The organism is Streptomyces sp. DSM 40868 (assembly GCF_011820545.1).
Taxonomy (GTDB): domain Bacteria; phylum Actinomycetota; class Actinomycetes; order Streptomycetales; family Streptomycetaceae; genus Streptomyces; species Streptomyces eurythermus.
The window spans coordinates 175,916-190,504 of the sequence record NZ_CP050504.1; the positions used below are offsets into that span (position 1 = coordinate 175,916).

Sequence of the window (14,589 nt, forward strand, 5' to 3'; positions counted from 1 at the left end):
GGGCAGCCGACTCCAACTTGTCCCCACGGCCCGGCCGGCGCGGTCGCTCCCGGTGACGGCATTGCACCACGGCTGAAGCCGGTCGAGGTGCAGCGAGACACACGCGCGCCTGATCGGTCAGCGCGCCCACCGTAGGGGCTGGCTGTCGGTGGCTGAGGTCCATGCGGCCCGTGCGACTGTGACCCCCGTCGGCCGACGCACCGGTTGCTAGTGATCAGCTCTAGGCCGCGCGAGGACGCCCAGCTATGACAGAAGCCCACGGCATGGGGTGTTCAGAACCGTGGGCTTCGTCGGGCTTGTTGTTCGGCGGGGACCGGTAGTCAGGAGACCGGCATCTCAGGTCGCACTCAGCCGCCGTGGCAGAGAAAGCTGCCTGAGCCTCTGAGAAAGCGCAGCGTCCCCTCAGGGTCGATGAGGATCGCTCACCTCCAGGAGGTGACCGCGGCTGACTGCAACGCGGAGAACATCCCGCAGCGACCCAGCCAGTTCCCTCGCCAGCGGGTGCAAGTCCTCCAGGGCAGCGTCCTGGTCGTCGAGGGTCTCGGCGGCATGCTTCAGCAACTCGGCCGCCGTGCCCAGTTGTACCGCTTCGATGTTGTCCGCCAGGCGGGACATGTAGCTGGCCTTGTCGTCGGTGTCCAAGTAGCAGGGCTTCCCGCCGGGCCCCGACCACGGGAGGAGGCGCAGTTCGTTCAGTGCCGTCATAGGTGGGTTCCCTTCTCATCAGTGACGTCGTGGGTGGTGAAGACCTCGTCGACGCGATCCCCTGGGAACACGAGGAGCGCGGCCTCGACGACTCGACCAGTGGAGTCGGTCGCGAGCCGGGTGATCGCGAGGGCTGCCGCCGTTGGGCCGATCCGGAGGACGGATGCCTCGTCCGGTGTCGGTGGACGAGCACGTACCGTCTCCCGGACAGTTGCCGGTGCCGAGCCGAGGACGGCGAATCGCGTGGCCGTGTTCCGCCATGAGGAGTCGTCGCCCAGCACCCCGACCGGCGCCAAGTCGCACGGGATGTAGATGCGGGCCAGACCGTGCGGTGAGTCCCCCTCGTGGCTGATGCAGAAGAACTCAGCGACAGGGCTGCCCGTCGGCACCCTCAGCAAGGTCGTCAGGTGGCCGTCTGCCTGCACGGTGGTGGTGCGGACAGTGACGCGCATTGCCGCTTCAGCGGCGGTCCAGGGATCCAGCGTTCCCCATCCCCCGACGTACATGATCTTGCGGAGTGAGCGGCGGACGAAGTTGCCTTTTCCGTGGATCTTTTCAACGAGACCTTCGCCTTGGAGGACTGCGAGCGCACTTCGCAGTGTGGTCGTACTGACGTTGTATCGGTCGGCGAGGTCCGCCTCGGACGGCAGGCGTTCACCCGGTTTGACTGCGCCGGTTGTGATCCGGCGCCGGAGATCGTCGGCGATGTCGTGGTGGCGTGAAGGCACGGACGGGATCACCGTCTTCTCTGCACGCGAACGGCGGCGAGCCGGGTTCGCGCGTGTATGGTCAGCAGCTCGCCCGACTCGAAGAGGAGTCGTTTGGCCCCTTGGGGCAGTTCAAAGAGGTCCATAACCCGGCACGCTCTGCTGCCCAGTTGGATGACGTCGCCACGCTGCACGGTGGTCGCCGTGACCTCGACCGTGGAAACCAGCGCGCCGCCCGGTGCCCAGCCGCTCACCGCTCTACCTCTCTGGGCTCTGAGCGGTCCGGGATCGAGTGACACGGGCACGCGCACCTCTCATAGACAACCGGCAGGTCAACCGGCGCGCAGACGGGAGAGGACTCCGTGCAGAGAGAGTGTGTGCCCATACGGCAGGCGGTCGAACGGTAGGGGACCGTCGAGGCGTCGGTGACGCGAGTCTGCTGGCGTGGAGACATCAGCCGGCCCCCGCGAGGGTCGCCCAGGCTTCAGCCGGCAGGTGGGAAGCGACGAACACCGCCCGTGGCCGTACTCGTTCCTCCCAGGCCAGCACGTAGGGGCGGACGAGTGCGTTGTCCTCCCCTGCGAGCGGGAGTCGGTGGTCGGCGCTGTCGGAGAACCGGCCCAGTGGCGGCCTCGACGCATCGGCGGACGCCGGGGAGGTGGGGGCGACCGTCGGCAAGGCGGGCGTTAAGGCGCGGCGGTGCCTGCCCTTGGGGGCGTACCGCGCTCTGGCGAGCGAGACGGCACGGCGGATACGGTTGAGCACGCTGCTCAGCTCCTATCGCTGATGGCTCGGTCCCCCGACATCGCCCGCGCGGGGACCGCTTTGTGTACGACCGCCCAGAGGGTGCGGCCGTTCAGGCTGGTGGCGAGGAGGCCGAACCGATCTGCCTCGGCCACGACTTCCAGGGCCTTCCGCCATGAGTCGGCGGAGAGCGCTTCCGGTACCTCCGCTTCGATCGACGTGTACCGGTCGTGCTCCTCCACGCGCGTGGCGAGCCCGATGGCGGACAGCCGGGCGGCGATGGCCGCCGCGCGAGATCCCGAAGCGGGCACAGGGCAGCCTCCGTCAACCGGCGATCACTTTCAGTGAAGCTAGTTAACTAGATTAGGGCTAGTGGACTAGATTTTCCATATGCCTGAGCAGCCGCCCTATCTCCGCATCGCCGACGAACTCCGGCGCCGGATCGCGGAGCACGTATGGGAGCCCGGGGACCGTCTGCCGTCCCGCGCCCAGATCGGCCAGGAGTACGGGGTCGGCGAAAACGTGGTCCGCCGGGCGCAGGAGTTGCTGATCTCCCAGGGTGTGCTGGAGGGCCGCGCCGGTTCGGGCACGTACGTCGCCGAGCCCCGGCAGCGCATGCGCATGGTCCGGTCGTCGGCGCGTGAGCGGCCCGACGGGTCTCCGTTCCGGGCGGACATGAAGGCCGCGGGCAGGCAAGGAGACTGGGAGAGCCGGACCGAGGCCAAGGTGCCGGCTCCCGCGGACATCGCGGCGCGGCTCGGCATCAGCGAGGGTGATCTGTGCGTCCGGACGACGTACGAGTTCCTGGGCGACGGCAGGCCGGTGCAACTGTCCACGAGCTGGGAGCCGTACGACCTCACCGCCGGCACCATCATCGTCCTCCCCGAGGGAGGCCCGCATGCCGGGGCGGGTGTCGTCAACCGCATGGCAGCGATCGGGATCACCGTCAGCCACGCCGTGGAACAGCCCGAGCCGAGGCAGGCGACCGCCGAGGAGGCGTCACTCCTCGGCATCCAGAAGGCCGCGCTCGTCACGCACATCCGGCGGACGTACTACAGCGACGAGGGACAGCCGGTCGAGACGGCGGACATCGTGGTGCCCGCCGCTCACTGCGAGATCGTCTACGAGATTCCGATCAACCGCTAGCTCCGCTCGCACAGAGCGCCTTCAGATTGGCGTGCCGAGTAGGGTCCGCAGGCATGACCACCTCTCCCGATCACGTCGGCAGCAGAGAAGACCTGGCAGCCTTCGTCCGTTCCCTGCGCCGCAGCCACGCCGAAGAAGGAAGCTCATGGGAGAACGCGGACCTTCCGAGCTTCTTGGAGGCCCTGGCCGCCTGGATCGACGATGCGGACGGCTGGTACGGCAACACCGGCCGGGAGTTGCCGCCCGGTGGTGACTGGATGTTCTTCGCCCGAGCCCTGCAAGCGGCGACCGTGTACGAGTAGGCCGAGCCGTGTCGAATGCGTGTCGAAGATCAGTCGGTGACCCGCGCGGCACGCAAAGAGAAGCAGGTCAGCAAGGGAGTGACTCGTGATCCACCAAGCGCCTTCTAAGCGCCCGCTCCGTCTCAATCACACGCACCGGCGTACGCAAGTTGTTCATGTCGATGTTGCGATCCTCGAACGCCCCGAAGGGCGACCGCTAGGCCGACGACGGTCGTCTACCAGAAGACGGCGATGGGGTTGCGATCCTCGGCCGCCCTGGGGGGCGACCGCCAGCCGAAGTGATGCTCGCGGATGCAGACCGACGATCCGTTGCGATCCTCGGCCGCTCCGAAGGGCGACCGCCAGTCGGGACCCGGCCGCAGCACCTCCGAGCGTACGTGCGTTGAGTTCCTCGGCCGCCCCGAAGGGCGACCGCCACCTTGTCGAGGCCGACGTCGTGGTACATGTCCCAGTCGTTGCGATCCTCGGCCACCCCGGAGGGCGACCGCCACCTGCGGCACAAGCCGTTTCGCCGCCGCCGCGCCGATGTTGCGATCCTCGGCCACCCCGGAGGGCGACCGCCACCCCGGACGGCGAAAAGTGCGAGCCGCTGTGGAGGCAGTTGCGATCCTCGACCGCCCCGAAGAGCGACCGCCACCGCCCCGTTTCCGGGGCTGCACCACCATGACACAGAGTTGCGATCCTCGGCCGCCCCGGAGGGCGACCGCCACGCTGCCTGAGCAGCAAAATCAGCCTACCGCTCGCTCCCGAGTAGTGGAGCGACAGGCGACAGAGCTGCTGAATGCGGACATTTTGCTTCGGTGCGATCCGCGTGTCGCGTGTGTGCTTCCGGTTCCGAAGCAGGCGGGCGGGAGGAAGACGCATCCGCCCGTCGGTCGACTAGCGGGCGTCATGGTCCGTCAGAGTACAAGGTCTCCACGATGGGGCTGGACCTGTGCGATGCCGAGAGTCTGGACGTGGTCGAAGCCGTCGACGGGCAGCCGGTAGAGCCGGATGCTGTCAGTGTCGGAGTCGATGATCTGGTCGAGGTCATGGAGGAGGGTGAGGAGTGTCTTTTCATCGGCGACGATTTCGAAAACGGATTTCTGGACCCGCAGGCCGTGGCCTTCACAGAGTTTCGCGACGCGGCGAAGGCGGCGTTGGCCAGCTGGGCTAGGAGTTGTCGTCAAATGTCACGCCCACATCAGCAGGGATGCGAGGGTAACGGCTGCCTGGTAGGACTCGGCCGTCTTGTCGTAACGGGTGGCGATGCCGCGCCACTGCTTCAGCCGGTTGAAGCACCGTTCCACCACGTTGCGCCGCCTGTAGAGCTGCTGGTCGAAGGCCGGGGGCCGGCCACCACGGCTGCCACGGCGGAGGCGGTTGCGAACCTGGTCGGCCCGCTCGGGGATCGTGTGAGCGATGCCCCGCCGCCGCAGCCAGGTGCGGATCGCCTTCGAGCTGTAGCCCTTGTCACCGATGACATGAGACGGCCTGGTCCGGGGCCGGCCAGGGCCGATGCGGGGCACCCGGATCGCCTCCATCACCGTGGTGAACTGGGTGCAGTCGTTGGTGTTGCCGCCGGTGACCACAAGCGCGAGCGGGCGACCGAAGGCATCGCAGGCCAGATGAATCTTGCTGGTCAGGCCGCCTCGCGACCGTCCGAGTGCCCGGGGCCCCCTTTTCGGGCTCCTGCGGCGTGGTGGTGGGCCCGCACGATCGTGGAGTCGACCGACACCAGCCAGTCGATGTCCCCGGCCGCGTCCGCCTTGGCCTGCGCTGCCCGCAGCATCCGCTCGAATGTTCCGTCCTTGGCCCACCGGCGGAAACGGGTGTGCAGCGTGGCCCACGGTCCGTACCGCTCGGGCACGTCCCGCCAGGCCACTCCGGTACGGAACTTCCATACGATCCCGTTGAGGACCGTCCGGTCGTCCAACCGCTTCCGGCCCCGCAACGAGACTGGCAGCAGCGGCCGAAGGAACTCCCACTCGGCATCGGACAGTTCATGACGACGTATCACACGACCATGATCCCCCAGCCAAGATCATTTGACGACAGGGCCTAGTACTGCAACGGTGTTTGTGCTGAGTGCTGGCCAGGTCAAGGGCTGTGTCCGCGTCGTTTGTAGTGGCTGGTGCGGGCTTGGTGTTGGCGTCGTCGGCGCCAGGTCGACCAGTGCAGGACGTGGCCGACCGGGGTGGGACGGCGGCTGGTGAGGCGGGTGATCAGCCGTCGGATTTCGGCGAGGCTGAGGTGGATGAGCTGGGAGGATCCGTTTCTGCTTTCTCCGTGTCCAGCTGTCGGGCCCGCAGGACGGTCAGGCATGCATGGGCGGCCATGGCCAGGGTCATGTGGCGGTGCCAGCCGGGGTAGCGGCGGACCTGGTAGTCGTCCAGGCCGCATTCCTGCTTGGCGGTCTGGAAGCATTCCTCAACAGCCCAGCGGCTACCCGCGACGCGGATCAGCTCGTCCAGTGTGGTGTCGGCGGGGCAGTAGGCGATGTAGTAGGAGATCTCCTCGGGTCGGCTGACGCTGCGGCGTGCGATCACCCAGTGCCGGCGGTCCTCGCGGTGCCAGGGCCTGACCTCGACGCGGGCCCAGTCGTAGATCCGCCGGCCGTGTGCCCCTTCGCCGCAGGAACGACGCTTCCACTTCTGCCGCGGCAGGCCGGGGAACAGGTCGTGGACGGGATGGTCGAGTGCCCAGCGCGTGACGACGGTGTCGTGCCGGGTGGTGGCCATGACATGGAAGACATCGGCCTGCTCGAGCTCGAAGCGCCAGCCCTTGCTGAAGCCGTAGGCGGCATCCGCCGTCACCCAGGTGAACGGGATCCGGTCCGCGATGGCCTTGTGGACCATCGCCTTGGCCATGGCCACCTTCGTCTCGAAGGCGACTTCGTCGCCGATGCCGGCCCGTCGGCAGCGTTCCCGGTCGTCCGTCCACGACGTGGGCAGATACAGCCGCCGGTCGATCAGCGTGCGGCCGCGGCCGGTGGCGTAGGCGAGGAACACACCGATCTGGCAGTTCTCGGTCCGGCCGGCGGTTCCGGAGTATTGCCTTTGCACCCCGGCCGACCGCAGGCCCTTCTTCAGGAAGCCGGTGTCGTCGATGATCAGCACGGCGTCTCGGTCGCCGAGGTGTTCCACGACGTAGTCGCGTACGTCGTCCAGGACCTCGTCGGCATCCCACTCGATCCGGTTCAGCAACCGGTGGATGCGATCGGGACCCTCGTGCCCGGCTTCCTCCGCCAGCGTCCAGCCGTTCTTCCGCTCCAGCGGTGCGACCAAGCCTCGCATGTAAGCGAGCGCCGACTGACGCGGTTCTTCCCTGTTGAACCGGTGCACGAACCGGTCATGCACAGCGTCCAGTTCACCGGCCCACAGCCTGACATCAGCAAGGTCCCCACCCATAACCACACCAACGACTGAGCTGGCCATCAGTCACGGCAAGCACCGTTGCAGTACTAGTGGTGTCGACGTCGTAGGTGAGCAGCAGGTCCATCAGGCGGCCGTCCAGGGGAGGTAGCGATCCTCAGTCGCCCTGGAGGACGACCGCCACAAGCCCTGGCGACTGGCCATCCTCACGATGGACGAGATGTTGCGATCCTCGGCCGCCCCGGAGGGCGACCGCCACGACCATGCAGGCCCGGTCAGGGCGTATGTCCGTGACGTTGCGATCCTCGGCCGCCCCGGAGGACGACCGCCGCGGAGCCGGTCTTCCTTCTCCTGGCCCGTGTCGAACGTGTTGCGATCCTCGGCCGCCCCGGAGGGCGACCGCCACCATCGTGGCCGGCCGGGGCAAGGTGTACGAGGCGCTGTTGCGATTCTCGGTCGCCTCGGAGGGCGACCGCCACCTTGCAGCCGGTGCACAGCCACGCCGCGCCCTCACGGTTGCGATCCTCGGCCACCCCGGAGGGCGACCGCCCCCCGTAACCGGTCACTCTGAACCGGCCGAACTGTTGCGGTCCTCGGCCGCCCCGTAGGGCGACCGCCACGGTCGAGGCCCGAGTGAACGTACGCGCCGCCAAGCAGTTGCGATCCTCGTCCGCCCCGGAGAGCGACCGCCACGAAGCCGCCGGGGCTGCCGGTGGTCGGGGTGATGCCGTTGCGATCCTCGGCCGCCCCGGAGTGCGACCGCCACCGGGCAAGTTGTTGTCTGCGGCGACCTCGTAGGTGGTGTTGCGATCCTCGGCCACCCCGGAGGACGACCGTCACACCCAGCCGCGGGGCTTCAGCTCGACGTAGAGGGCGTTACGATCCTCGGCCGCCCCGGACGGCGACCGCCACGGGGCAGCGCGGGGTGCCGGGCCTGCGCGGAGTTGATGTTGCGGTCCTCGGCCACCCCGGAGGGCGACCGCCACGTTCGAGGACCTGGCCCCCGTCCGCCAGGCCGACGTGTTGCGATCCTCGGCCGCCTCCGGAGAGCGACCGCCACCCGAGGGTCCGTGACCCGCGCCTGCGCTGGGCGCTGTGGTTGCGATCCTCGGCCGCCTCGGAAGGCGACCGCGACGCTGCCGTCGGTGTCCGCGCGCGTGGGTGAGCGGGTGTTGCGATCCTCGGCCGCCCCGGAGGGCGACCACCACGTGAGCTGGTCAGCGGTCACCGAGACGTAGAAGTCGTTGCGATACTCGGCCGGCCGCCCCGGAGGGCGACCGCCAGACTGCCAGGTGCCAGCCTTCACCATGCCGCCTCCGGTGTTGCGATCCTCGGCCGCCCTGAAGGGCGACCGCCAACTGCGTTCTGCCGCAAAGATAGATCGTGCCGTCCGCGCTGCGATCCTCGGTCGCTTCTGGGGGTGACCACCGCGCCTGGTTGGGACTTCAAGGGTTTTAAGCTCTCATTCCTATGCCATTGACCATCACACCATGGTCTCGACCAGCGCATCGACGAGTCGCTGCTTGGTGGTCTGGATGGTCATGTAAGAGGTTCGATACCTCGTTGGGGATGGTAGGAACCGACCCACTGGTGCAGATCACCGGCGATTTCGATGGCGTGGCCGGCGTTGATTGCCAGTTCCAGTTCCCGCTGGGGGATGGACGCCATGTGTTCCTGCAGGGTGTGGTAGGTCGCCGGTGTTGGCAGGCCACGGCGGAGCTGGTCGACGGCGTTCTGGGCGGCCTGTCGGGTTTCTTCTTTGAGGTGGGGGCGGATGACGACCACGGCTACGGAGTGCTCGTTGTCGATGATCCTCATTCTGCGCGCGACCTCCGGGTAGTGCAGTTTTGCGCGCAGCGCTTCGATGACTTCGCCGGTGGCTCCGTTGGGGTCCTTGGAGTGTTGTCCTGCCTGGAGGCGGTAGCGGTGCTGGTAGTACGAGCGGAGGGCGTCCAGATCGTCGGGATAGGCCAGCCCGTCGCCGAAGTGGCGGGATGCTGCTGCGATGGCGCACGTGTTGTAGACCAGTTCCGGGTTGAGTCCGTCCCGGGGGTCGAAGATGGTCATGACGCTGTCTTGCTTGGGGCGTTTGCCTTCGCGGTTGACTCGTCCGGCGGCCTGCTGTTCGGACTCTGGTGTTGATCTGGCGCGGTATCCGCGGGGGAAGTCGAGGTTGACGCCTGCTTCGATGAGCGAGGTCGACACGAGGAGAGTGTCCAGGGCCTCCTCCAGACGTTGTTTCGTCGTCTGGATGGTTTCTCGGCGGTGGCCGCCGGTCATGCGGGTCGACAGGTGCAGGACGCCTGGGTCCTCGGCATGGTTGGTGCCGATCCAGACGCGGTGGACCTGGTTGGCGTCCTTGGTCCCGTTGACGACGACGAGGGCTTGGTCGTGCTCGGCCGCCTCGGTGGCGATGCTTGCCAGGGTCACGTCCGGGCCGGTCCGCCACTCGTACCTGACGCGGCGCAGCTGTTTGAAGAGCGGCGTGGGGTCGGCGACGACGTCGCGTTGGGGGAGGCCGGAGCGCCAGGGGTTAAGTGCGGCGAGTTCCGGCTGGGTCGCCGATGACAGTACGAGGGTGACTCCGTAGTGCTCTACGAGTTCTCGCAGGCCGGAGAGGATCGGGGTCAGGAGCCTGTCGGGGAGGGCCTGGACTTCATCGAGGACGATCACGGAGTTGGCGAGCCGGTGGAGCCGGCGGGTGGCCCAGGGGGTGTTTCCGAAGATTGTTTCGATCAGGCGGACGGTGGTGGTGACGATGAAGGGGGCGTCCCAGTTCTCGGTCGCCAGTTTCGACCACCGGTTGGGTCGGCCGCCTTTCTGGCCGTGGCTCACGTTCGTCGAGGTGCCGGCGGACTGCGGTGTGCGCTGCTGCGGCGCTTCGACGCTCACGGCTGAGTGGTGTTCCAGTACGACCGATGGTCCTTGCTCGGGGTCCAGGAGGTTTCGGTACTCCGCTGCGTTCTGTTCGGTGATGGAGATGAAGGGGACTGCGACGATGACGCGCCGCAGTCCGTGCAGGGAGGCGTGGCGGAGGGCGAAGCCTCCGCCGGTGAACGTCTTTCCGGCGCCGGTCGGGAGGTGCAGCCGGTAGACGCCCGGCTTGCCGGTGGCGGCTTCGAGTGCCTCCTGGTAGACGTTTTCGCGGAGTTTGTCCAGCCAGGAGGCTCCCTTGGAGCGCTGGCGTTCGGTGATGGCCTCCTGGCGGCGGGCCTCGTACCGCTCCCAGAGTTCCGCCATCCCGATGTGCGGCCGGATGTGCGTGCCGGGCCGGAAGTGGGCTGCAGTGTCGAGCCGGTCGGCGTCGACCACGGCCGAGTAGGTCATGCGGACCAGCATCTCCACAGCGATCGTGTCACGGGGGTCGAGCCAGTCCGGAGCGGCCGGGCATGAGCCGTCCAGGATTTCCGGCATGACCGCGGCGACCCTGTAGATGGCTTCGTCCACCTCGCTGGAGTCAACCATCAGGGCCTTGAGCCGGAGCCGGACTTCCGACCACGCGGACAGACCGGCGTGGTGTCCCTCGATCACACCGGCGCAGGGCAGCAGAGCGGGGGAACGTTCGGCCGCCCGGGCGAACAGGAGGGCTCCGGCGTCGTTGTGCGGGGGCCGTCTGGTCTTGCGGCCGGTGGTGGCCTCCTCGATCAGCCCCTCCTGCCACGCACAGGCCCCTTTGCCCGTGTCGTGGTCGCGTCCGAGCTGGTAGGCGAGGTCACCGCCTCCCCATGGCTCTGCGAACCGACGGGCCAGCTCGCCCGTGCCGCGGGCGTGGTCTTCGTACCAGTGCCAGGTCCCTTGGTGGCCCGGCGAGTGGGCCACCAGTCTGTCCTCAGGGACCGGATTCAAGCCAGCTAACGCATCAACTACTCTGCCTGCAAGCATATTTGACTTTCTATCAGTTATACGCTGAGATCCCACCAGATCGCCGCATACCCCTCGAATCCCACGGCGTAGACCTCGGGGTTGCGCGACGTATGGAAGCTAGCCGCAGGCACTGACAATGGGCCGTGTCAGCAGGCAGGGAAGGGAACAAGTGCATGGTTGCGTCGCGTCCCCGAAAGCAGCGCGAGGAGAGGGCTGACCGGCCACTTCACGTCCAGGTGGAGGCGTGGGGGCCGCTGGCCTGCTTCACCCGTCCGGAACTCAAAGTCGAACGTGTTTCCTATCCGACCATGACTCCCTCAGCGGCGAGGGGACTGCTGGAGGCCATCTTCTGGAAACCGGAGATGACCTACCGAGTCGAGCGGATCGAGCAGCTCAAGCCGGTGAGGTGGACCCGCTTCCGGCGTAACGAGGTCAACAACTCGATCATCACCAGGCACGCCTACGAGAGCCTGCGAGCCAACACCGGCTACCGCTACGACACCGCCGAAGACCGCGGCCAGCGGGTCACCGTCGCCTTGAGCGACGTCGCCTACCGCATCCACGCAACGATCCGCGCCACCGACCGGTGCACCGCGCCCTTACCGAAGTACCGCGACCAGTTCGATCGCCGGCTCGCACGCGGTGCCTGCTACGAACAGCCCCACTTCGGCTGCCGCGAGTTCGCAGCCTTCTTCGGGCCTCGCGGATCAGCGGAGGAGGCCGGCGCGGTCACGGTCGCCGATCAGGCGGGTATTCCGCCCATCGACGAGCTCGGGCTGATGCTCCACCACATCGAGTACCTCCCGAAGGGCAAGGAGCGCTACCACTGGTTCCGGGCCAGCCTGGAGCACGGCGTTCTTCACGTGCCCGACCGCCCGCTGGCCCCTGCCGAGGTCAACGGCATGCCCGGCGCCGAGGGACGCGCCTCCGCGGAAGGGGTGGCCTGACGTGCTGCTGCAGAGCCTCGTCCAGCAAACCGACAACCGCCAAGGCGATGTCCCCCAGTACTACCTCGCGCGCCGGGTCATGTGGCAGATCGACCTCTCCAGCACAGGGAACGCGGAACCGCTGGTGATCGACCTCCGCCAGGAACAGCGGAGGATCACCGCCCCGTACACCGGACGCTCCGGGCAGAAGCCTGCACCGATCCTGTTCGCCGACACCGCACAGTTCGCGCTCGCTCACCCCGGCCTGGTGAAAGGGCCGGACGGGGAGAAGGTCCTCTCGATCAGCCCTGCCGACGTGACCAAGGCGAGAACCCGGCACGCCGCCTACCGCTCACTGGTCACCTCCTGGTGCAACGACCACTCTCACCTTCCCCAGGCGCAGGCAGTGGCCGCGTGGCTGAACAGCCCGGCGCCGACCGCGTGGCCGCTGGAGATGGACAAGGATCACCTCGTCGCCATCAGCGTGGACGGCGAGTGGCTCCACGACCTGCCGGAAGCCAGAAGCTGGTGGGCCGACAAGGTCAGGAAAGCGAAGAGCGGAAAGGCGGGCAAGGCGAACCAGGGGCTCTGCCTCGTCTGCGGGCATGTCGCGCCGTTGCTGTCCACGCTCCCGGTTCCCATCAAGGGCATCCCCAACTCCGGGATGAACACCCAGCTGGTCTGTCTCAACCAGCCCGCCCACTTCAGGGCCGGCACCAAGCAGCTCGGTGCCACTCCCATCTGCGTCGACTGCGGCACCAAGTCCGCCACCGCCCTGAACACGCTGCTCGCCGACCCCGAACACCGCGCCTGCGCCGACGACTCCGCCATCGTCTGGTGGACCCGTAACCCCGACACCGACACGTCCATGTGGGCCCTGAACAACCCCGAACCCGAGGAAGTGGCCCAGCTCATCGCCGGCCTCCGCCACCCCCGTCGGGGACGAGACGCGCTGGTAGTCCTCGACGAGGACGCCTTCTACGCCCTCACCCTGCGGGTGAACACCAACAGGGTCATCGTCGCCGACTGGATCACCATCCCCGTCCCCGAACTGAAACGGAGACTCGGGACCTGGTTCGCCGATCAGCAGACCTGGGACGGCTGGAACAACACCTACACCTACTGGTCGGTCTGGCGACTCGCCCTCGCCTGCGCCCGCTGGGACAAGCGCAAGAACAAGTACGTCGACACCACCGTCCCCAAGCACCTGCAAGCCGACCTCACCAAAGCCGCACTCCACGGTGCCGCACCACCGGCCCATCTCCTGCCGGTCCTCCTGCAGCGCGTCCGCGCCGACCACCACCTCGACCGGCCCCGCATCGCCCTGCTGCGCCTCGCCCTGATCCGTACGACCACTCGCCACAAGGAGCTCTGTGTGCCCCAGCTGAACCCCCAGTCGACCGAGCCCGGCTACGTATGCGGACGGATCATGGCCATGCTCGAAGCGATCCAGCGCAAGGCCATGCCCAAAGTCAACACCACCATCACCGACAAGTACCTGAGCACCGCGGTCGTCTCCCCCCAAGCCGTCCTCACCCGCCTCCGCATCGGAGCACGCCCCCACCTGCGCACCATCGCCCGCACCAGCGGACCTGCGGCCAAGGCCATGGACAACCGGCTGCGGGACACCTTCGACCTGCTCGACACCATCCCCGCCCACCTGAGCACCGAACAGCAGGCCCTGTTCGTCCTCGGCTACGACCACCAGCGAGCCCACTCGGCACGCGCTGCGGCAGAGGCCATCAAGGCACGGGAAGCCGGCAAGGAACTCGCCGCAGGGCAGCAAGCGGACGCCCTTCCTGAAGCCGTCGTCGAGGACGCCGACGCTTCGGACGACACCCTCTGGTGACGGACGCCCCGCCGCCGCCAGCTTCACCACGACACCACAGCCCCGGAAGGACACCCAGCACAACCATGACCGTCGCGCACCTGGACCCCACCCGCAAGCACGACTACGTCTTCCTCATCGACGTCAAGGACGGCAACCCCAACGGTGACCCCGACGCCGGCGGCATGCCCCGAACCGACCCCATCACCGGCCAGGGCCTCATCACCGACGTCGCCCTCAAGCGCAAGATCCGCAACACCGTCACACTCATCCACCAGGGCCAGCCCGGCTTCGAGATGTACGTCGAACAGGGCGTCGCCCTCAACCCGCAGATCCAGCGCGCCTACACCGAAGGGGGCGCCAAGGAAGGCGAGACCGCCACCGCGCAGGAGTGGATGATCCGCAACTTCTGGGACGTGCGCCTGTTCGGAGCCGTCATGTCCGTGGGCGACCAGAAGAAGCACGCCGGCAAGGCCCGCGGGCCCATGCAGCTCACCTTCTCCCGCTCCATCGACCCCATCACCCCACTGGAGGCCGGCATCACCCGCGTCGCCCCGAACAAACCCGAAGACCTGGCCAAGGGCAAGGTCACCGAGATGGGCAACAAGCACTACGTCCCCTACGGCCTCTACCGCGGCCACGGCTTCTACTCCGGAGCCCTCGGCGCCAAGGCCAACGTCACTCCGAAGGACCTCGCCGCCTACTGGCAGGCCCTGACCATGATGTTCGACCACGACCGCGCATCCTCCCGCGGCGAAATGGCCATCCGCGGCCTGTACGTCTTCTCCCACGACGACGCCTACGGACAAGCCCCCGCCCACAAACTCTTCGACCTGATCCGCATCAAGCCGCTCGGCCACAGCGAGGCACGCTCCTGGGACGACTACACCGACCGCATCAGCATCGACGAAGAGAAGGTCCCCACAGGGGTGACCCTGACCCGGCTCATCGACTGAACTCGCCCTCCGCAGCTGCCCAGGATCGCAACATCGAGGTCACCTAGCACGCCGCGCC

General features: G+C 67.6%; 11 protein-coding genes and 2 pseudogenes. 5 read left to right on the forward strand and 8 right to left on the reverse strand.

Going from position 1 to position 14,589, the window contains the following annotated elements:
- Positions 1-402: 402 nt before the first annotated feature.
- The 4 genes and pseudogenes from HB370_RS00805 to HB370_RS00820 all read right to left on the reverse strand — a co-directional run bounded on the left by HB370_RS00805 (position 403) and on the right by HB370_RS00820 (position 2,467).
- Complete coding sequence (locus HB370_RS00805; protein WP_030795344.1) at positions 403-705, reverse strand: hypothetical protein; 303 nt, start codon at positions 703-705, stop codon at positions 403-405.
- Positions 702-1,445, reverse strand: a complete 744-nt coding sequence (locus HB370_RS00810) for a GntR family transcriptional regulator (protein ID WP_106980836.1) — start codon at positions 1,443-1,445, stop codon at positions 702-704. The genes HB370_RS00805 and HB370_RS00810 overlap by 4 nt, the downstream gene beginning before the upstream one ends.
- A complete protein-coding gene (locus HB370_RS00815; RefSeq protein WP_030795350.1) occupies positions 1,442-1,666 on the reverse strand; it encodes a hypothetical protein in 225 nt (74 codons plus the stop codon). The genes HB370_RS00810 and HB370_RS00815 overlap by 4 nt, the downstream gene beginning before the upstream one ends.
- Before the next feature lie 523 nt (positions 1,667-2,189).
- A pseudogene (locus HB370_RS00820) lies at positions 2,190-2,467 on the reverse strand (hypothetical protein).
- 79 nt (positions 2,468-2,546) lie between these two features.
- Between HB370_RS00820 and HB370_RS00825 the strand changes: the two are divergent.
- Positions 2,547-3,302, forward strand: coding sequence for a GntR family transcriptional regulator (locus HB370_RS00825; protein WP_030795353.1), 756 nt, complete (start codon positions 2,547-2,549; stop codon positions 3,300-3,302).
- 53 nt (positions 3,303-3,355) lie between these two features.
- Entirely contained in the window at positions 3,356-3,604 is a 249-nt protein-coding gene (locus HB370_RS00830) for a hypothetical protein (RefSeq protein ID WP_030795355.1), read from the forward strand.
- A gap of 899 nt (positions 3,605-4,503) precedes the next feature.
- Here the strand turns inward: HB370_RS00830 and cas2 are convergent.
- From cas2 to HB370_RS00850, 4 genes and pseudogenes are all read right to left on the reverse strand, one after another.
- Positions 4,504-4,773 carry a CRISPR-associated endonuclease Cas2 gene (gene cas2 / locus HB370_RS00835; RefSeq protein WP_030795359.1) on the reverse strand — a complete coding sequence of 90 codons (270 nt, stop codon included), beginning with the start codon at positions 4,771-4,773 and terminating at the stop codon, positions 4,504-4,506.
- Between the two features lie 3 nt (positions 4,774-4,776).
- Positions 4,777-5,600, reverse strand: a pseudogene (locus tag HB370_RS00840) (IS5 family transposase).
- 208 nt (positions 5,601-5,808) lie between these two features.
- Positions 5,809-6,993, reverse strand: a complete 1,185-nt coding sequence (locus HB370_RS00845; RefSeq protein ID WP_037703471.1) for an IS701 family transposase — start codon at positions 6,991-6,993, stop codon at positions 5,809-5,811.
- A 1,503-nt stretch (positions 6,994-8,496) separates the two neighbouring features.
- Positions 8,497-10,839 carry a CRISPR-associated endonuclease Cas3'' gene (locus tag HB370_RS00850; protein ID WP_167512928.1) on the reverse strand — a complete coding sequence of 781 codons (2,343 nt, stop codon included), beginning with the start codon at positions 10,837-10,839 and terminating at the stop codon, positions 8,497-8,499.
- A gap of 155 nt (positions 10,840-10,994) precedes the next feature.
- Between HB370_RS00850 and cas5c the strand changes: the two genes are divergently transcribed.
- The 3 genes from cas5c to cas7c all read left to right on the forward strand — a co-directional run bounded on the left by cas5c (position 10,995) and on the right by cas7c (position 14,531).
- Entirely contained in the window at positions 10,995-11,768 is a 774-nt protein-coding gene (gene cas5c, locus HB370_RS00855) for a type I-C CRISPR-associated protein Cas5c (protein WP_244405988.1), read from the forward strand.
- Between the two features lies 1 nt (position 11,769).
- Complete coding sequence (cas8c, locus tag HB370_RS00860; RefSeq protein WP_167512929.1) at positions 11,770-13,596, forward strand: type I-C CRISPR-associated protein Cas8c/Csd1; 1,827 nt, start codon at positions 11,770-11,772, stop codon at positions 13,594-13,596.
- A gap of 65 nt (positions 13,597-13,661) precedes the next feature.
- Positions 13,662-14,531, forward strand: coding sequence for a type I-C CRISPR-associated protein Cas7/Csd2 (gene cas7c / locus HB370_RS00865; RefSeq protein ID WP_167512930.1), 870 nt, complete (start codon positions 13,662-13,664; stop codon positions 14,529-14,531).
- The last annotated feature ends 58 nt before the right edge of the window (positions 14,532-14,589 follow it).